The sequence below is a fragment of the Novosphingobium ginsenosidimutans genome (assembly GCF_007954425.1).
GTDB classification, from domain to species: Bacteria; Pseudomonadota; Alphaproteobacteria; order Sphingomonadales; family Sphingomonadaceae; genus Novosphingobium; species Novosphingobium ginsenosidimutans.
Map to the genome: position 1 here is coordinate 2,369,998 of NZ_CP042345.1, position 18,877 is coordinate 2,388,874.

Here is an 18,877-nt window from a genome sequence, read left to right on the forward strand (position 1 = left end):
GGGGGGCAATGATGAGCGAGACGACTGATCCGGCGGGCGCGGCTGAACCCGCGCCCGCGGTCACCTACGATATCCGGCAGATCCTCAATGCCCTGCCGCATCGTTACCCACTGCTGCTGGTGGACCGCGTCAAATCGCTGGAGATCGGCGAGCGCATCCACGCGGTAAAAGCAGTCAGCTTCAACGAGCAGTTCTTCCAGGGCCATTTCCCGGGCCGTCCGATCATGCCGGGCGTGCTGCAGATCGAAGCCCTGGCCCAGGCCGCCGCGATCCTCGCGATCGAGACGCTGGAGCTGGCTGGGTCGGGCAAGCTCGTCTACTTCATGGCGATCGAGGAAGCGAAGTTCCGCGCGCCGGTTGAGCCGGGCGTGCTGCTCGACCTGGAGGTTGGCTTCGTCCAGAAGCGAGCCCGGGTCTGCAAATTCTGGGGCAAGGCCTCGATCGAAGGAAAGGTGACCTGCGAAGTGCAGTTTACCGCGATGGTTGCGGATCCGCCTGAGTCTTGATTGGTACGGATGCGCCATCCGGCTCATCCTGGCATCACCGGCCCGCGCCCCCGGCCCAGCCACCCGACATGGTACTCTTGGGGTGGCTGGGCCGGGGGCGCGGACCGGTGATACAATCCAGCTGACGGGCTGGACAAGAATCAAAAGCGACGCTAAGCGCCGCGCTTCCTTTTCAGGCCGGTCGGAACCGGCCCTAGCGAAAGACCAAAGCGATGAAGGCCGATATCCATCCCGATTATCACATGATCAAGGTGCAGATGACCGACGGCACCGTGTTCGAAACCCGCTCCACCTGGGGCAAGGAAGGCGACACGCTGACCCTGGAAATCGACCCGACCTCGCACCCGGCCTGGACCGGCGGCACCCGCCAGCTCGATCAGGGCGGCCGCGTTGCCCAGTTCAACAAGCGCTTCGGCGGGCTTACGCTCAAGAAGTAAGCCAGGTTCCAGCGGAACTCGTGAAGGGCGGCCAGTGGCCGCCCTTTTTCGTTGTGTGCTCCGCATGCCTCTCACTTTTGTCGATTGTCGCGCCAAGGGGGGCTGTCAAACCTCTGTTCCAGAAGCCGGGAGTGAGCACTGCGCGAACAAACCGCAGGCCCCGGTCGCGTTTGGACAAGAGGAGAGGGGCATGCGGTACTCGTGCGTTCTTGGCTGGTCGTCGCTCGCGGCGGTCGCGGTTTCCCTGGCTGTTCCGGCCCATGCGGCTGAAGCGGCCGATGAGGGCACCAACGCCCAAGCGGCGGACAAGGATGTCATCATCGTAACGGCCACGCGCCAGGCGGCTGACAAGCAGACCGTCGGCGTCGCACTGACTGCGCTGACCACTGAAGACCTGCAACTGCTCGCCCCGCGCTCGCTGCTCGATATCCAGGGCTCGGCGCCGAACGTGTTTATCGGCAGCGGCACCGCCGCCCCCGCGCAGAGCGCCATCTTCATCCGCGGGCAGGGCTACGCCGACGTCGAAAAGACCCAGAGCCCGCCGGTCGGCGTGATCCAGGACGGTGTGTTCTTCGGTAACAACACCGGCCAGCTGCTCGACATGTTCAACATCTGCTCAGTCGAGGTCGACCGCGGGCCGCAGGGCATCTTCTATGGCAAGAACACCACCGCAGGTCTGATCAACCTGACCCGCTGCGCGCCCACGCGCGAGCTTGGGGTCAGCCTTGAGGCGGGCTATGGCTCGTTCAACGAGTTCTACGGCCGCGGCGTGGTCAACGCGCCGCTGGGTGACCGGGGCGGCATCGCCTTCTCTGGCCAGTATCGCAGCATCGACGGCATCCTCAACAACGTCTTCACAGGGCGGCGTGCCGGCGATTCGGAATACCGCGCTTTCAACATCAAGCTGAACTACGACCTGGCCGACTGGTTGAATGCGGATCTCAGCTATGACAACATCCATCAGACCGGCGGCGGCACTCCGGTGCAGTTCGGCAACAAGCTGACCGCGTCCATCCTTTCGGGCGGCAATCCTGCGCTGATCTGGCCCAAGTACAATGCTGAGACGGGCAGCCCCGATGGTCTGAAGCCGCGCGACATTGGCAACAACCTTGATGCCGACTGGGACCGCCTGAATACCAATATCATCAGCCTTGCGCTCAAGGCGAAGACCCCGATCGGCGAACTCGTCTCCCAGACCTCGTACATGTCTTCCGCCGATACCGTGAACCAGGACTTTGACGGCACCTGTGTTGGCGCCGCGGGCTGCACCAGCGTGGGCAATCCGCTGCTGGCCGCCACTGGCAGCCAGCTTCTGACCAACCGTGATCAGACCTACAAGCAGTTCACCCAGGAAGTCCGGCTTCAGGGCAGCGCAGCGAATGGCCTGGTCGATTACATCGTCGGCGCGTTCTATTACGATCACAAGATTACGCTGCACCAGAACACCAACAAGGCGATCGACCAGTTCTCAGGCGAAAACGCCCACAGCTGGTCGTTCTTTGGCAACATTGACCTCAATCCGACTGACACGATCAAGCTCTCGGCCGGGGTGCGCAACATTTCCGAGACCAAGAGCTTTAACACCCGGTATATCCTGCTCGGCACGATCCCGCTGATCCCGCAGATCAACGACAAACGCAGCTGGGACAAGCTGATTACCCGCTTCAACGTGCAGTGGCAGGCAACGCCGGATGTGTTGCTCTATGCAAACCGTTCGGAAGGGTTCCGCTCGGGCGGCTTCTCGATCCGCGGCACGCTGTCAGAGCGGCAAGCCAGCCAGACCAACTGCGGGGTTGTCGGCGGCTGCCCGAACAACAACTTCCTCTCGTTCCTGCCGGAAACCAACACGACCTATGAAGGGGGGATCAAGAGCCGGTTCCTGAACCGCGCGGTCACCTTCAACGCGGCTGGCTTCATCAACAACATCGACAACTTCCAGCAATCGCAGGTTGTCGTGACGCCCGGCTATGGCCCTGGCACGAACACCTATGTCACCAGCTTCCCGAAGGTTCAGATCAAGGGGCTGGAGTTCGAGCTGGATCTTGATTTCGGCAAGATGACCGAATCGATGGAGGGCTTCCGGCTCTCCGGCACGCTCGGGATCCAGGACGCCAAGGTGAAGGACGGCCGGGTCAATGGGCAAACGGCGGCGATTGGTGCCGGGGCCCAGGCCGGCGCGCCTGGCACCACTGCCAACTTCACCGGCGTGCTCCTTCAGCGCGTGCCAAAGAACAATTTCACCCTGCGCGGCAGCTATGTCCGCGATCTCTCGGATGACGCGAAGCTCTCGCTCACCGTCGGCTATTCGTGGATCGATAGCTTCTCGCTCGGAACGTTTGGCACGCTCAACGACATCCAGCCCAGCTACGGCCTGCTCGATGCTTCGGCCACGCTTGACTACAAGGGCTACTTCCTGCGGGTGGCGGGCAAGAACCTGACCGACAAAGCCTATCGCACCCAGTCACTGCCCACCGTGTTTTTCCAGGGCTGGGCAGCCCCGGCGACGGTGACTGTCTCGGTCGGCGCAAAGTTCTGATGATTCGCGCTGCACTCGGCTCGAAAAGCACCGCGTAATAAAATTACGCGGACTGTCGGGTGCAGCGATTTTTCGCTTTGCAAGGGGCGGGTCCTGTGCAAGAGGGCGCGCCTCTCCCAATCGCTGCTTGCGGGGCGGGCGGGCGCTGCCTAACAGCGCGCAGTCCGGCGGGCGCCGGGAGATATGGCGATCGTAGCTCAGTTGGTTAGAGCGCCGGTTTGTGGTACCGGAGGTCGTGGGTTCGAACCCCATCGATCGCCCCATTTCTCCCTTGATCCAGCACGCCGCTCACAAGGAGAGCCGCGTGCCTGCGATCTGGGAAGAGCCCGATTTCGATGATCACGAACTGGTCCAGGTGGTGCGTGATCGCGCCAGCGGGCTGACCGCGATTATCGCACTACACTCGACTCGCCTCGGCCCCGGCGCGGGTGGTACGCGGTTCTGGCACTATGGCGATCCGGCCATGGCGATGCGCGATGCGCTGCGCCTGTCGCGCGGGATGAGCTACAAGAACGCCATGGCCGGCCTGCCGATGGGTGGGGGCAAGGCCGTGGTCCTGGCCGATCCGGTCGGCACCAAGACGCCCGAATTGCTTGCCGCCTTTGGCAGCGCGATCGATGCGCTGGGCGGCCGCTATGTTACGGCTGAGGACGTGGGGATGAGCGAGGCCGACATGGTCGCCATCGCCGCCAAGACTCGGCACGTCACTGGCCTGCCGCCGCAGGATGCCAGCCAGGCTGGCGGCGATCCCGGCCCGTTCACCGCGCGCGGGATCTTTTATGGCATCAAGGCGGCCGTCGCCCACAAGCTGGGCACCGATAGCCTCGCCGGCGTCCATGTCGCGATCCAGGGCACCGGCAGCGTCGGCGGCGGCGTGGCCCGCCTGCTCGCTGGTGAAGGCGCGCGGCTGACCCTGGCCGACGTCAACGCTGACCGCGCCAAGGCGCTCGCTGCCGAACTGGGCGGCGTGGCGGTCGCAGCCGAGACGATCATGGACATTGAATGCGATGTATTCAGCCCCAATGCCTTGGGTGCGATCCTGGACGATGCCGGAATCGCGCGGCTGCGCGCGCCAATCGTGGCGGGCGGAGCCAACAACCAGCTGGCCCGGCCCGAACACGGCCAGGTCCTCGCCGCGCGCGGGATCCTCTATGCGCCTGACTATGTGATCAATGCCGGCGGGATCATCGCGGTTGCGCTGGAATACCTGGCGCGCGAGCATGGCCAACCGAGTTCGCTGGATGAAGTGCACCGCCGGCTGGAGGAAATCCCCGGCCGCCTGACCGCGATCTGGGACGAGAGCAAGGCCAGTGGCCGCTCGGCGGACCAGGTGGCAGACAGCATGGCACAGGCGCTGATCGGGCGGTAAGCCAGCGCTTAGGCCAGGTGGCGGGGGCCGCAGCGCCCACATCATTCCCCTAAGCACTACTTGCCCGAATCCCCGCGCCCTGCCAAAGGGTGCTCACCTTATTTCGGGCCTATCGCCACGCATGCACGGCTTTGCCAATCCTGCTCGCTTCCTGCGCCTTGCGCGCTGGTTGACGCCGTTGCTGCTGGTCACCGGACTGGTCCTTACCGGCATAACGCTGACCTGGGCCTTATTGGCCGCGCCGGCCGAGCGCCTGCAGGGCGATTCCGCCAAAATTCTGTTCGTTCACGTGCCCGCCGCCTGGCTGGGCATGGGCGGCTGGAGTGCATTGGCGATTGCCAGCCTGACCGAACTGGTATGGCGCCATCCGCTAGCAGCAATAGGCGCGCGGGCAGTTGCGCTGCCGGGGGCCTTTTTCGCCGCACTGTGCCTTGCCACGGGTTCGCTGTGGGGGCGTCCGGCCTGGGGCACCTGGTGGGTGTGGGACGGGCGGCTGACCTCGATGCTGGTGCTGCTGTTCCTCTACCTGGCCTATATGGCTCTGGCGGAGGCGGCGGACCGCGATGGCGGCAACGGTTCGGGGCAAAGCCGCATTCCGGCGATCTTCGGCCTGGTTGGCGCGATCAACATTCCGATCATCCACTATTCGGTGCTGTGGTGGAATTCGCTGCACCAGCCGCCCAGCATTGCTATGGGCAAATCCGCGATGGCACCGGTGTTCCTTTATGGCCTGCTCGCCGCCAGCCTGGGCTTCTCACTGATCTTTGGCGGGGTTGTGCTGGCGCGGATGCGGGCAATTCTGGCCAATGCCCAGGCCGATGCCCGCCTGCGCCGCAAAGCTATGGAACTTGAAGATGCGTGAGGGCCTTGATCACTGGCCGTTTATTGCTGCCTCGTTCGCGCTGGGCATCGGTGGGACGCTGGCACTGGTGGCGCAATCATGGCTGGCCATGCGCCGCGCCGAAGCGCGCCGTGACAAGAGCCGCGGCCGATGAAAGCCAAGCATCAACGGCTGATCCTGGCCCTGATCGCGCTTGTCGCGTTGGTTGGTGCAGGCGTGCTCGCCGCCTGGGCGCTGCGCAGCCAGGCCTCGTTCTTCTATCTGCCGGCTGACTATGCCGCCAACCCGCCTGAAGCTGGCCGCGCGGTTCGGCTAGGCGGCATGGTGGAGAAAGGCTCGATCAAGACCGCCGCCGATGGCGTGACGATCACCTTCGTGATCCATGATGACAAGGCGCGCGTGCCGGTTACCTTCAAGGGCATCGTGCCTGACCTGTTCGTCGAAGGATCGGGCGCCGTTGCCGAAGGCCGCCGCCAGCCTGACGGCAGCTTCCTTGCCGACAATGTCCTCGCCAAGCATGACGAGAACTATGTTCCGCGCGAAATGAAGGACATGACCACCGAACAGGCCCGCCAGGCGATCGAAGAGACCAAATGATCGCGGAATTCGGCCTTGCTGCCCTGTGGCTTGCTGCGGCACTGGCCGCGCTCCAGTTGATCGCCGGGGCGCTGGCACTCACCCCGCGCGGGGCTGCGCTTGCGGGGCTCGTTCGCCCGGTCGCGGTGGTGCAGGGTGTGCTGGTTGCGCTGTCCTTTGCCGCGCTGATCACCCTGTTTGCCCAGACCGATCTGTCGGTGGAACTCGTCGCCAAGAATTCTCACTCGATGAAGCCGCTGATCTACAAGATCTCCGGCACCTGGGGGAACCACGAAGGCTCGATGCTGCTGTGGGTGATGGTCATGGGGCTGTCTGGCTCATTCGTGGCCGCGGTTGAACGCCGGTTGCCCGAGCCAACCATGTTGGCGACGCTGGCCGGCCAAGCCTTCGTCAGCCTGGGCTTCTATGCCTTCCTGCTGCTCTCCTCGAACCCGTTCACCCGGTTGAGTTCACCGGCGATCGAAGGGGCGGGCCTTAACCCGCTGCTGCAGGACCCCGGCCTCGCCTTCCATCCGCCGCCGCTGTACATCGGCTATGTCGGCCTCTCGGTCGCCTTCAGTTTCGCGATTGGCGCGCTGGTTACGCGCGAAGTCGGTCCGGCCTTTGCCCGCGCGATGCGGCCCTGGGTGCTGGGCGCGTGGATTTTCCTGACGCTGGGGATCACGGCCGGCTCGTACTGGGCCTATTACGAACTTGGCTGGGGCGGCTGGTGGTTCTGGGACCCGGTCGAGAATGCCAGCCTGATGCCGTGGCTGGCGGCGACGGCGCTGCTCCACTCGGTTTCGGTGTTGGCGGCGCGCAATGCGCTGCGCGCCTGGACGGTGATGCTGGGTGTGGTGGCCTTTTCGATGTCGATGGTCGGCACTTTCCTGGTCCGCTCCGGTATTCTTACTTCGGTCCACGCTTTTGCGGTCGATCCGGAACGCGGCAGCTTCATCCTCGGCCTGCTGGCGCTCAATATTGGCGGGGCGCTGGTGCTGTTCGGGCTGCGCGCCTCAAGCGTGACGGAGGGGGAGCGCTTTACCGCAACCAGCCGCGAAAGCGCGCTGGTGTTCAACAATGTCATGCTCAGTGCGATCCTGGGGATCGTGCTGGTCGGGACCCTCTATCCGCTGCTGGCCGAAGCGCTGGGCGCCAAGGTTTCGGTCGGGCCGCCTTACTTCAATCCGGTCAGCGCGATCTTCGCGGTGCCAATGCTGCTGGTCCTCATGGTCGGCCCGCTGCTGCGCTGGCGGCGTGACAGCTTGCGCCGGATCAGGTTGCAGATCGCCATCCCGGCGGTGTTGCTCGTCGGTACGCTGATCTGGGCGGCAAGCCAAGCGGTCGGGCTGTTGCCTGCGCTGGGCCTGGCGCTGTCGGCCGCGCTTGCTGTTGCCAGCGTGATGCCGCTGCGTGGGCGCAAGCTGCGGCAGGTCAAGCTGCCGGTCTGGGGCATGGTAACGGCGCACTTCGGGATTGCAGTTGCGCTGCTTGGCATGGCCAGCGACGCGGCCTTTACCACCGAACGGTTGGTGGCGGTCCGCGCGGGCCAGGTGGTTGATGTCGGCCCCTGGCAGGTTACCCTGCAACGGATCGAACCGGTCGCTGGCCCGAATTGGACCGCGCTGCGCGGCGATCTGGCGGTTAGCTACAAGGGCGGCTCGGTTACCGAACTTCATCCGGCGGCGCGGACTTTCTGGGCACCGCCGAACGAGACCAACGAGGCCGCGCTCAAGACCCGCTGGAACGGCCAGCTTTATGCCGTACTGGGCCAGGCGACTGGGGATGGCCGCTGGCAGCTTCGGCTTTGGTGGAAGCCGTTTGTGCCGATGATCTGGTACGGCGGTATCCTGATCGCACTGGGCGGACTGATGGCCCTGCTGGGTCGGCTGGCCAGCGACCTGAAGCGGCTGGTCGCGCGGGACAAGATTGCCTACCGCCGGATGAGGCAGGGCCGATGAGCGAGACCAAGCCCACTGCGCGCTGGACACTGTGGCTGCCGCTGGCGCTATTCCTGGGCTTCATCGCTCTGGTGATGATCGGGCTGTATCGTCCGGCCGACCGGGAAGTGGCGAGCACCATGATCGGCAAGCCGCTGCCCGAGTTCACCCTGCGCGCTGCGGTGGCGGATCGCCCGGGCTTGGCGCGTGCAGACCTCGCTGACGGCAAGCCGCGCCTGCTCAACGTCTTTGCCTCGTGGTGCGTGCCCTGCGCCGTCGAGGCACCGCAACTTGCCACGCTCAAGGCCGAGGGTATCGAGATTGCCGGTGTCGCGATCCGGGACCGGCCTGAGGATGTGGCCACGTTCCTGGCCCGGCATGGCAACCCCTTCGCCCGGATCGGAGCGGATGATCGCTCGATCGTCCAGCTCGGGATCGGCTCATCGGGCGTGCCAGAAACCTTCGTGATCGATGGCAAGGGCACGATCCGTTACCAGCATATCGGCGAAATCCGGCCCGAGCATGTCACGCTGCTGCGTGAAAAGCTGAAGGAGGCGGCGCAATGATCCGGTTGCTGCTGGCCTGTTTTGCGCTGTTCATGGCCCTGCCGGTTGCGGCTCAGGACGCCGTTCCACCGGCGCCCTATGCCAATGTCCAGCTGGCCGATCCGGCGCAGGAGGCCAAGGCCCACGCCCTGATGCTGACCCTGCGCTGCCTCAAGTGCCAGAGCCAGTCGATTGCCGATTCCGATGCGCCGATGGCGGGCGACATGCGCAGCCTAGTGCGAGAGCGGATTGCTGCCGGCGAAGAGCCGGAGGCGATCCGGGCCTGGCTGGTCGAGCGCTATGGTGACTATGTCAGCTATCAGCCGCGCGTGACCGAGCTGACCTGGCCGCTCTATGCCATTCCGCTGCTGCTGCTGCTGGGCGTTGGCCTGGTGCTGCGGCGGCGTCTGCGCCGGGGGAGTGAGCAATGACGCCCGGATTTACTTGGGCCTTGGTGATCTTAACCGCGCTGGCTGCATTCGGCCTGACCGTGCTGCTGCGCGCACCGCGCAAGGGCTGGGAAGCGATCGGCGCAGCGCTGCTGGTCGGGATCGCCGGCTATGCCTTTCAAGCCTCTCCTGGTCTTCCGGGCGCGCCGAAAGAAGGGGCTGAGCAAGCCGCCAAGAGCGGCGCGGCTTTGGTCGAAGCGCGGCAGCAGCTTGCCCAGGCGCAGGCCAGCGGGCAGGGGCTCAACCGCTGGATGGTCATCGGCGATGCCCTGGCCCGCAACGGCCAGTATGGCGAGGCGGCCGGCGTAATCCTGGGCGCGGTCGAAAAGGAACCGAACAACGCCGACGCCTGGCTGGCCCTGGCCAATGCCCTGGTCGGCCATGCCGAGGGCAATCTGACACCGGCCGCGCTCTATGCCTATGGCCGCGCCGGCCAAGCTGATCCAATGCACCCCGGGCCGCCGTTCTTCCTCGGTCTGGCCCTGGCGCAGTCTGGCAAGCTGGCAGAGGCGCGCGGCATTTGGGCGCAGCTGCTGGAGCGCAGCCCGGCCGATGCGCCCTGGCGGGCTGATCTGGCCGAGCGGCTGCAGCGGCTCGATGCTTTCATCGCCATGCAGGCCCAGCAGTCGCCCCCGTCCGATCCGGCACAAGGCGGGACAGCCCCGTGAGCCGCGTTGCGAGTGCCGCAACACACTGCTAATCGCTGAAACCTTGCGGCAGGGGGCGGGTCGAGTCTCGCCGTTAATGGGACGCACTGATGACTGATACCGCCAAGACTGACAGCGGGGCTGCGGCCGCCCAGTTTGCCCATGAGCACGGCCATGGGCACGGGCATGCGCAAGGCGGACTGGCCAAGCTGGCATTGGGCGCAATCGGCGTGGTGTTCGGCGATATCGGCACCAGCCCGCTCTACGCCTTCCGCGAAACCTTCGCCTCGCACCATGGCGTGCCGGGGATTCAGGTCGATCCGGTCCACATCCACGGCGTGCTCAGCCTGGTATTCTGGTCGATGATGATCGTGGTGACGTTCAAGTACGTCCTCACCATCATGAAGGCTGACAACAAGGGCGAGGGCGGCAGCCTGGCGCTGCTGGCGCTGATCAATCGCAAGTCGGAAAATCGCAAGTGGACCGGGCCATTCATCCTGCTAGGGGTCTTTGCAACCGCGCTGTTCTATGGCGATTCCATGATCACCCCAGCCATGTCGGTGCTTTCGGCGACCGAGGGTCTGCAATACGTCAACCCGGGTTTCGAGGCCTGGATCGTACCGATTGCGGTGGCGATCCTGTTTGGCCTTTTTGCGATCCAGTCGCGCGGGACGGAGCGGGTTGGCAAGCTGTTCGGGCCGATCATGCTGTTCTATTTTGCCACCCTGGCGGGGCTGGGCGTGATGCATCTTTCGGCCATGCCGCAAGTCGTGCTGGCAACGATCAACCCATTAAATGCGCTGAATTTCTTCGCGACCGATGGCTACCGTGCCTTTGTGGCGATGGGTTCGGTCGTCCTGGCGGTCACCGGGGCCGAGGCGCTTTATGCCGACATGGGCCACTTCGGCCGCAAGCCGATCGGGGTCAGCTGGATGGTCTTCGTCCTGCCGGCGCTGATGCTCAACTACATGGGGCAGGGGGCCATGGTTCTGTCGCAAACGCCTGAACAGGCGGCGCTGCTGATCAAGGATCCGTTCTTCCTGATGATCCCCGATGAGGTACGCCTGCCCGTGATCTTTCTGGCGCTGTTGGCCACAATCATTGCCAGCCAGGCGGTGATTTCAGGCGCGTTCAGCCTGACACAGCAAGCGGTCCAGTTGGGCTTCATGCCCCGCATGCAAATCAAGCATACCAGCGCGGCTGCCGCTGGGCAGATCTATATCCCGGTGATCAACTGGGGCCTGATGATCGCGGTGATCTTCCTGGTGCTGTTCTTCCGTTCGTCCAGCAACCTTGCTGCGGCCTATGGCATCGCGGTGACCGGGGCCATGTTCATCGACACGATCCTGCTAGCCGCCGTGCTGGTCAGCCTTTGGCGCTGGCCCGTGTGGAAGGCGGCGCCGCTGGTCGTTGCCTTCATCATTGTCGATATGGCCTATCTTGGCGCCAACCTGCTCAAGGTGCCTTCAGGCGGCTGGGTGCCGTTGGTGATCGGCCTGGCGATCTTTACCCTGCTGACTTCGTGGTCCCGCGGCCGTGCGCTGATGCGCGCCTCGATGGCTGAGGGTGCGATACCGATGGAGGTCTTCGCCAAGAGCGCCCATTCCAGCGCCACCCGCGTTCCCGGTACGGCAATCTTCATGGCCTCGGCCGCTTCGGGTGTGCCCTCGGCGCTGCTCCACAACATCAAGCACAACAAGGTGCTGCACGAGCGTGTGGTGATTCTGACCGTGGCGATTCAGGACGTGCCCTTCGTCGACGAAACCGAGCGGTGCAGCGTCAAGGACCTTGGTCAAGGTTTCTACCGGATGTCGCTGCGCTATGGCTTCCTGGAGGAGACCGACGTGCCGGCCGCGCTCAAGCGTGCCGACATCTGCGGCGGCCCGTTCGAGATGATGAAAACCAGCTTCTTCCTCTCGCGCCAAACCCTCCTCCCTTCGGCCAAGCCTGGCATGGCACTGTGGCGCGAAAAGCTGTTCGCCTGGATGCTGCGCAATGCGGCAAGCGCCATGGAGTTCTTCCGCCTGCCCACCAATCGCGTGGTGGAACTGGGCAGTCAGGTGGAAATCTAGGCGCCGCAGCCCTTCGTCATCCCGGGCTTGACCCGGGATCCTGCTGTTCGTTCTCGCGCAAAGACGCTGGACCCCGGGTCAAGTCCGGGGTGACGGATTTGGCGATGATGCCGCTAATTCCGCAGCCGTTCGATCGCCTGCGCAAGTGCAACGTATAGCTTACCCATGTCGCTGCTGAGGAGCGTCACGCCCAGGGCATGGCCGTCCCGGGTTGAGAGCAATTGCCGCAACATCGCTTCGAAATCGTGGATATAGCGGCTGACATGTTCGCGGAAGCCAACCTCGTCCTGGAACAGGCGCGCGATGGCCTTGCTTTCGGCCGGCTCAAGCAGCTTTACAGCGCGGCGGGTAAAGACCCCGCGATCGCCCTTGAGATAGGCTGACCAAGCCGTATCAGACACATCGGCGTCCATCGCCCGAGCGATGTCGATCGCGTTCGAATTGAGTGCCTCGGTAATCAGGGCGACGCGGCGGGCAAAGTCATTGTCAACCTGTTCTTCGGCGCGCTGGCGGGTTTGCGCGACACGGCGTTCCAGATTGCCGGCCAGTTCGTTGACCTTGGCCAATTGGTCGCGCAACTGGATCGCAGCTTCGCGGCTGACGCCTGAGGCGCGCGCGGCGGCGGCTTCAAGCTGCTCCGCCACTTCGGCGGTGCGAGCCCTTACGGCGGCGTCGATCGCGGCACCGCTCTGTTCGGCAAGACGCTCCGCCAGGGATTTCACGGCTGCCGCACTGTTGCTTTCAAGCTCGCCGACGGTGTCGCGCGCCGCGGCGGCCAGGGCTTCGATCGCATTCCTCAGCTCGGCCTGGGCCTGCTCGGCCAGGGCGAGGCTTTCACCGCGGGTCGCAGCAAGGGTCTGCTGGATCGCACCGAGCGCGGCTGACTGGCTGTCGGTCTTCCCGGCAATCTCAATCAGCAGTTCTTCGCTGCGCTCGATCTGGGTCAAGAGGCCAACGCCGCGCGCCTCTGCCTCACCCGCGACGTTTCGCAGTGCGGCGGTGCGGGCCTCGATTTCGGCAAGTTTGGCTTCGCCGGCGCTCATCGCGGCGGGCAGGTCGGTAGAGGCATGGGCGACACTGGCTTGAATCAGTTCGAGCAGGCGGACCGAGTTGTCAGTCAGTTCGAGTACCGACTTGTCGGTCCCGGCTAAGGCTTCCCTGCTGGCGGCAAGGCGTTCGGCCAAGGTTGCCAGGCTCTCCGCTAGGTCGTTCTGCGCGGTGCTCCCCTGGGCAGCAGCAGCGCGGATGTTCTCGCCAAATGTGTCGAGCTGGGCCGCAATCTCGGCAGTATAGGCCAGCATTTGCTGGGCGCGTTCTTCCTGCTCGGCGCGGCGCTGGGCCATAACCAGGTCAAGTGCTTCCATTTGCGCCTTGAGCGTTTCACCAAACTGCTCATGCCGCGCGGCCAGATCGGTGCGGCGGCGCTCCAGCTCTTCGGCAAAATTGCGGTCGCGTTCGGCCAGGCGCAGGTCGACATCTTCTGCTTCCTTGGCCAGTTCGGCCAGACGGTGGCGTGCGGAATCAAGGGCCCGCTCGTCAATTTCGCTGACCTGGCCGATGGCATTGCGCAGATCGTCGACCAGCCGGGTCGTGGCGTTCTGCCAGGCTTCAAGCGCGCCTGCCTCGGCTTCGCGCAGCGAACGGCCAATCGCACTGCCTTCGTCACGCATGGCCGAGAGCCGCGCCCGCAGGGAAAGCAGGCTTTCCTCTTCGGTCCGGTCCAGCAGGCTGCGGGTTTCGGCCAGTTCTGCGGCCAGGGCATTGGCCCGGGTGCGAATGCCGGCGAGGGCCGCCACTTCCTGCGCGTCGAGTTCACCACGGAACGCCTCACCACGCTCGGCCAGGGCCACGAACCTGGCGCTGGCAATCGTATCGAGCTGTTCGGTCTGGCGGGTGAATTCGGCGATGGCCGTGTCGATCTTGTCGGTCAGCGCGGCGACTTGGCGTTCGCTGGCCTGGCCGAACTGGTTGAGACGATTGAAGCCCGAAATCAGGTCTTCAATCTGCGCATGGGCAGTTCGCCCGGCCGCTGCGATGGTGTTGGTCACGTCCTTTGCGGAGCTGGCAATGACCGGCAGCTGACCGCGCAGCTTTTCCATGTTCTCCAGCGCGGCGGCGCTGACATTGCCCAGCGTCTCGACGCGCGTGCCATTGTCCGAAACCAGACTGGCGAGTTGGCTGGCGTGCTGGGACAGCCGCTCGCTAGCTACGCGGCCAAGCGATTCCAGATCGCGGGCCTGGGCAGCGATGAATTCGCGGGCCAGGCTCAGTTCGCTGTTGACCGTGGTCAGGCGCGTCTCAAGCGCTGCGGATTCCCGCGCAAGCGACTGGGCGACGTCGTTGAAGCGAGTTGCTTCACGGCGGCTGTTGCGCATCGCCAGTAGCCAGGCAACCGCAACCAGCAGAACGGGAACCGACCAATCGCTCAGCCAGGTCGCCCATTGCTGGACCGTGCCGCCCGCCAGCAGCTCGCTCTGATGGGCCAGGAAGAACAGCGCGGTCCATCCGGCCACCGCCAGGGCGGCGGCGGTTGGGCCCAGGATCGCCAACCAGTTCCGGCGCGGGGCGGGGGCATAACCCTCTTCCGCCACCGGGGCTTCGGCCCATTCCTCCTCAAGCGTCAGCGGCGTTTCGGTGCCGGTTTCAGCCACGACTGTCGCGCCTTCCGGCGCGCCTGCGTCGATCGCAACGATGCGAGATCCCCTGGTCATGGTTAAACTGATACCACGCCCGGGCAATCTATAAACCCCACTTTAACCCTTGGCTGCCATATGCTCGTGCCATGGCCTATGAAGTTGGAGCCCTTGACGCCACCCTCTCTGCCGCCGCCGGCGAGGATGCGGCCCTGTTTGCTGAGCTGCGTCAAGCATTTGTCGAAAGCCTGGCGCGGCAAGTCGACCTGCTGGGCCGTGCGCGCTGCGATGGCAACTGGCAGATCACGGCGATGCGGATCAAGGGCCTGGCCGCCAGCTTTCACGCCGACGCGCTGATGGAACTGGCGGAAGAGGCATTGATCTCGGCTCCCGGTGATCCAATCCCGGTGCGCAAGATCAAGTCCTTCCTGGATGAATACGCCGCCTGACCTTGCGCGGGTTGTGCCGGGGGGATTGAGCCACTAGTCTGGCTACTCACCCTCACGCCAACAAACGCGGAGGCCGCCCTTGCGGGTCGCGCTAATATCCATGCTTGAAAGCGGCACCGCCCCGCGCGGGGCCTTGCGCGTGGGCGGGGTATCGGTCGCGCTGGAGCAGCTGGTGCTGGTCCTTGCCATGCGGTGTGAGCGGATCTTCTGTCTGGCCGGGCGGATGACGCCGGAGATTGCAGCTTTGCAGCACGAGGCCGAGCGCGCCGGGGCACGCTTTCAGCTTATCCCGGGCCCGCGCGGCTTGCTGGGGCAGGTTACCGCCACCGATGAAGTGATCGCACTGGCCGATGGCTTGTTCGCTTCGGTTGGGGATGCAGTGGCGCTGCTTGAGCCGGGGCCGACGGTGCTGGTCCAGCCGGCGGAAAGCGGCGTTGAGGCCGGGTTTGAGCGAATTGATCCGAGCCTGGCCAGCGGCGGCGCCTTGCGCATCCCCGGCCGGCTGGTTGAGCGATTGGCAGACTTGCCGCACGATTGCGATGCCTTTTCGGCGCTGCTGCGGATTGCGCTGCAGGCCGGGATCGCGCAGCGGCCGCTGCCACCAGCGGGGCAGGGAGACGGGTTCTGGACGCTCCTTGCCAACGAAGAACAGGCCCACGCACTTGAGCCGCTGTGGATCCGGCGTCGAATCCGACATGTCCGCCCGTTCAGCCCGACCCGCGGGCTCGCCCGGTTGCTGGTTCGCAGCTTCGGTCCGGCCTTGCTCCATGCTGGTAGCGGATCGCGCTTCGTCATCAGCGGGGCTGTCGTCTTGCTGGCGCTGGCCTTGGGGATTGGATCCCTGGGCTGGCCAGGGCCGGCGCTGGGCGCAGTCGCGCTGGCCTGGTTGCTGGGTGAGGCGACCGCCGTATTGCGGCGGATCGAGGCTGACCGGGTGGTGCCGCCCGGTCGGAATCTCAGCCTGCGCAGCCTGTTCGACTGGAGTGTCGATGCTCTGCTAGTCACCCTGATTGCCTGGTCTGTGCCGGCGGGGCCGTGGCTTGGCCCGCTGGATCGGTTGTTCCCGCCGCTTATGTTGCTGGCATTGCTGCGGATTGTCCCGCGCGTGCTGAGCCAGGCCTGGACCGCCTGGCTGGAAGACAGGGCCTTGCTGGCGATCCTGATTGGTCTTGGCCTGCTGGCCGGGGCCGGGGCGCCAATGGTTTACGGACTGGCAATTGCGCTGGCGGCCTGCGGAATCCTTTGGCCGCAAGGGGCTGGGCGGCTAACACCGTCTTAACCAAACCTGCGCTAAGGCCTGTCAAATGAGCGAGATGTTTGCACCGGTCCGGGCCGAACCCACCGTCGAAGACGTGCTGCGCGTTCAACTGACGCAGGGTGATGCCGTTATCGGCACAATCGCGCCAATTCTGCGCCACCTGCTGGCCAATGACGATCATTCGCTGTTCAACGACGAGATCGTCGCGCGCGTGCGCGGGATTATCGATCACATCGCCCGCCAGGTGCTTGATGCGGTCGAGGACGCGCAAGGGAACGGTGCTCGCCGCGATCACGGTGAGGAAGCAATCGCTCGAGTGGTGGCCGAACTGGTCGAGCGGTCAGCTCTGCTGGGCCATGCTCACGCCCAGGCGCTGGAGTTCCAGCTGACCGAGCGGCTTCAGGCCCGCATTGCGCTTGATCCGGTCCTCTCGCCACTGCTGCAGGCCCTGGTTGCTTCGCAGGATAGCGGCACTGCGGCCAGTGCGGTCGCTCTGCTGGCTGCCCAGGCCCGCTTCGTTCAGGCCCAACGCCGGATGCAGCTGCCGCTAGGTGAATTACCGGCCGATCTGTTTCATGAAGTGCTTCAGGCGCTGCGTTCGCTCGAAGCCGAGCCTGCTACGCTGACCGCAGCGGAAAAGACCTTGCGTGCGAACTATGACGAAGGTCGCAGCCGCCTTGGCCTGCTTTCCCGCCTGGTGCACGGCATGGGCGGTGGTGCTGCGGCGGCGCTAGATGTCAGTCACGCCGGGGTTGGTCTGTTTCTGACGGCGCTCTCGCTCGGCGCTGGCCAGGATCGCGACCTGACCGCACTTGCCGCACATGAAGGCCAGCTCGCGCGTCTGGCGCTAGCCTTGCGGGCCGCCGGGGCACGACCCGAGGCGATCGAAGGGCAGTTCCTGGCAATCCATCCTGATGTGAGCCTGCCCAAAGGTTTCGATGCGCTTGGTGCCGATCGCGCCGCTGCCATGCTGGCGGGCTCCCTTGCGGGGGCAGGCCGCTAGGAATGACCCCAGGCGGTGCCTTGCTGGCCCGCGCCTCGTGCGACGGGAATGACGTTCTGACATCGGCTGATGAGCTGGTGGCCCTGCTACAGCAGCGCTGTGGCGGCGACGTGCCCGGTCCGATTGCTATTCCCGCCCTGCGCGAGATTGTTCAGCGCGGCCGCAGCCTGGGCCTCAAGATCGCGCGCCGAATGGAAGCGTCCGATGGTCAGGATGCCATTACGGCCTGGATTGAGGTTGTACCCGATCCGGACAGCGGCGCGTGCGAGATTGCCGTGATCAGCTGGCAGGCGACGCCGCTGCCGGCGGAGGACCTCAACGAAACCGTTGCCCGCCGGATCGCGATCGATCGCACGGTGGCCGAGCTGATCGCCGTGCTTGATGGAGCGCAAGGGGTGATCGCCGTCAATGCCGAGGCGCCGGATCTGGAACAGGTCGCCGCCGCAATGCAGGCCGGCGTAGGGCGCCCGTGGACCGATTTCATCACTGTCGAAGGCAGTTCCCACCGCCAGCCGGTGCACTGGCGCCTGCTTGATGGCGCTGCAGTGAAGGTGCCCGGCTCTGAACGCAAGTGGCGCGCCACCTTGGTTCCCAAGACCGGCATCGCTGCCGAGATTCATGGCTTTGAACTGTGCCTGACCTCCGAAACCGTCCTGCCCGTGCCGGCTCTGCCATCGCATTCGGTCCCGGGCGAGAACCGCATGCCCAGCAACGAGCCTGGCCCGGTTGGGCGCGACATTGCGCCGGTTTTGCGTCAGCCCATTTCCCGGATCATTGCCAATGCCGAAACGATCCGTACGCGCCTGGCTGGACCGCTGGCGGAGGAATATGCTGCCTATGCCGCCGATATTGCCGCAGCGGGCCAACATCTGCTTTCGCTGGTCGAAGATCTGGCTGACCTTGAAGTGGTCGAAGCAGAGGACTTCAACACTGCGCCTGACCGGATCGACCTGGCCGATGTCGCGCGCCGTGCCGCCGGGATCTTGGCGGTGCGGGCACAAGAGCGCGGCATTACCATCGATGCGCCCAAAGCTGGCGAGCACCTCCCGGCCATCGCTGAATTTCGCCGCGTGCTGCAGATCCTGCTCAACCTGGTTGGCAATGCCATCCGCTATGCCCCGGACAACTCGCAGGTCTGGATTAGGTTGGAGGATGCCGGCGGCCGGGCACGGCTGATCGTCGCAGACCAGGGGCCGGGGCTTTCGGATGAGCAGCAAGCCAAGGTGTTCGAAAAGTTCGAGCGACTTGGCCGCAGCGGTGAGGACGGTGGTTCGGGCCTTGGGCTTTACATCTCGCGTCGCCTAGCCCGCGCGATGGGCGGCGACCTGACGGTTGATAGCGCACCCGGACAAGGCGCGCGGTTCACGGTCGAAGTGCCGGCTGACTTGCTGGCCTTAAGCCCGACGACCGCGCAGCACCCAGATCAGGCCAAGGCCTAGTGCGGCGGTAATCAGTCCGTTCCGGATCCAGGCCGGATCAGCCAGCATAAAGCTTTCCTTGGGCCACATGATGACCCCGGCGCCCTGCAGGGCCCAGAAAAAGCCAGAGAAGGCCAGCAGCCCGCCCAAGACCATGTAAAGCAGCCTGAGGACGTTTCTGACGGTTTCCATGTGCTT

The 18,877-nt window shown here is 64.9% G+C and carries 18 protein-coding genes and 1 tRNA gene; 17 read left to right on the forward strand and 2 right to left on the reverse strand.

Going from position 1 to position 18,877, the window contains the following annotated elements:
- Positions 1–11: 11 nt before the first annotated feature.
- The 13 genes from fabZ (at position 12) to FRF71_RS11760 (ending at position 11,918) form a co-directional block, all read left to right on the forward strand.
- Positions 12–506 (forward strand): 3-hydroxyacyl-ACP dehydratase FabZ, encoded by a 495-nt coding sequence (fabZ, locus tag FRF71_RS11705; RefSeq protein ID WP_147090820.1) that lies wholly within the window; start codon positions 12–14, stop codon positions 504–506.
- A gap of 212 nt (positions 507–718) precedes the next feature.
- Positions 719–943 carry a 50S ribosomal protein L31 gene (gene rpmE, locus FRF71_RS11710; RefSeq protein ID WP_147090821.1) on the forward strand — a complete coding sequence of 75 codons (225 nt, stop codon included), beginning with the start codon at positions 719–721 and terminating at the stop codon, positions 941–943.
- 190 nt (positions 944–1,133) lie between these two features.
- Complete coding sequence (locus FRF71_RS11715) at positions 1,134–3,479, forward strand: TonB-dependent receptor (protein ID WP_161597958.1); 2,346 nt, start codon at positions 1,134–1,136, stop codon at positions 3,477–3,479.
- Positions 3,480–3,665: 186 nt separating this feature from the next.
- Positions 3,666–3,742: transfer RNA gene (locus tag FRF71_RS11720), tRNA-His, on the forward strand.
- 41 nt (positions 3,743–3,783) lie between these two features.
- On the forward strand, positions 3,784–4,848 hold the full coding sequence (locus FRF71_RS11725; protein ID WP_147090823.1) for a Glu/Leu/Phe/Val family dehydrogenase: 1,065 nt from the start codon (positions 3,784–3,786) through the stop codon (positions 4,846–4,848).
- Between the two features lie 121 nt (positions 4,849–4,969).
- Entirely contained in the window at positions 4,970–5,710 is a 741-nt protein-coding gene (gene ccmC / locus FRF71_RS11730; RefSeq protein ID WP_147090824.1) for a heme ABC transporter permease CcmC, read from the forward strand.
- Entirely contained in the window at positions 5,703–5,843 is a 141-nt protein-coding gene (locus FRF71_RS15520) for a hypothetical protein (protein WP_192900009.1), read from the forward strand. The genes ccmC and FRF71_RS15520 overlap by 8 nt, the downstream gene beginning before the upstream one ends.
- Positions 5,840–6,286 (forward strand): cytochrome c maturation protein CcmE, encoded by a 447-nt coding sequence (gene ccmE / locus FRF71_RS11735; RefSeq protein WP_147090825.1) that lies wholly within the window; start codon positions 5,840–5,842, stop codon positions 6,284–6,286. Before FRF71_RS15520 ends, ccmE begins: the two co-directional genes overlap by 4 nt.
- On the forward strand, positions 6,283–8,226 hold the full coding sequence (locus FRF71_RS11740) for a heme lyase CcmF/NrfE family subunit (RefSeq protein ID WP_147090826.1): 1,944 nt from the start codon (positions 6,283–6,285) through the stop codon (positions 8,224–8,226). The genes ccmE and FRF71_RS11740 overlap by 4 nt, the downstream gene beginning before the upstream one ends.
- Positions 8,223–8,771, forward strand: a complete 549-nt coding sequence (locus tag FRF71_RS11745) for a DsbE family thiol:disulfide interchange protein (RefSeq protein WP_147090827.1) — start codon at positions 8,223–8,225, stop codon at positions 8,769–8,771. The genes FRF71_RS11740 and FRF71_RS11745 overlap by 4 nt, the downstream gene beginning before the upstream one ends.
- Complete coding sequence (locus FRF71_RS11750; protein WP_147090828.1) at positions 8,768–9,181, forward strand: cytochrome c-type biogenesis protein; 414 nt, start codon at positions 8,768–8,770, stop codon at positions 9,179–9,181. Before FRF71_RS11745 ends, FRF71_RS11750 begins: the two co-directional genes overlap by 4 nt.
- Positions 9,178–9,867, forward strand: a complete 690-nt coding sequence (locus FRF71_RS11755) for a tetratricopeptide repeat protein (protein WP_147090829.1) — start codon at positions 9,178–9,180, stop codon at positions 9,865–9,867. Before FRF71_RS11750 ends, FRF71_RS11755 begins: the two co-directional genes overlap by 4 nt.
- Before the next feature lie 89 nt (positions 9,868–9,956).
- Positions 9,957–11,918, forward strand: a complete 1,962-nt coding sequence (locus FRF71_RS11760; RefSeq protein WP_147090830.1) for a potassium transporter Kup — start codon at positions 9,957–9,959, stop codon at positions 11,916–11,918.
- A 113-nt stretch (positions 11,919–12,031) separates the two neighbouring features.
- On the opposite strand, the gene FRF71_RS11765 is transcribed toward FRF71_RS11760, so the two are convergent.
- Positions 12,032–14,629, reverse strand: a complete 2,598-nt coding sequence (locus tag FRF71_RS11765) for a coiled-coil domain-containing protein (protein WP_147090831.1) — start codon at positions 14,627–14,629, stop codon at positions 12,032–12,034.
- A gap of 71 nt (positions 14,630–14,700) precedes the next feature.
- Between FRF71_RS11765 and FRF71_RS11770 the strand changes: the two genes are divergently transcribed.
- The 4 genes from FRF71_RS11770 (at position 14,701) to FRF71_RS11785 (ending at position 18,700) form a co-directional block, all read left to right on the forward strand.
- Entirely contained in the window at positions 14,701–15,000 is a 300-nt protein-coding gene (locus FRF71_RS11770) for an Hpt domain-containing protein (RefSeq protein WP_147090832.1), read from the forward strand.
- Between the two features lie 100 nt (positions 15,001–15,100).
- Positions 15,101–16,279 (forward strand): hypothetical protein, encoded by a 1,179-nt coding sequence (locus FRF71_RS11775; protein WP_147090833.1) that lies wholly within the window; start codon positions 15,101–15,103, stop codon positions 16,277–16,279.
- Positions 16,280–16,304: 25 nt separating this feature from the next.
- Entirely contained in the window at positions 16,305–17,261 is a 957-nt protein-coding gene (locus FRF71_RS11780; protein ID WP_147090834.1) for a hypothetical protein, read from the forward strand.
- Between the two features lie 2 nt (positions 17,262–17,263).
- Positions 17,264–18,700 (forward strand): sensor histidine kinase, encoded by a 1,437-nt coding sequence (locus tag FRF71_RS11785; protein ID WP_147090835.1) that lies wholly within the window; start codon positions 17,264–17,266, stop codon positions 18,698–18,700.
- On the opposite strand, the gene FRF71_RS11790 is transcribed toward FRF71_RS11785, so the two are convergent.
- Positions 18,656–18,871: a hypothetical protein gene (locus FRF71_RS11790; RefSeq protein ID WP_147090836.1), complete on the reverse strand. Its 216-nt coding sequence runs from the start codon at positions 18,869–18,871 to the stop codon at positions 18,656–18,658. The genes FRF71_RS11785 and FRF71_RS11790 overlap by 45 nt on opposite strands.
- Positions 18,872–18,877 lie beyond the last annotated feature (6 nt).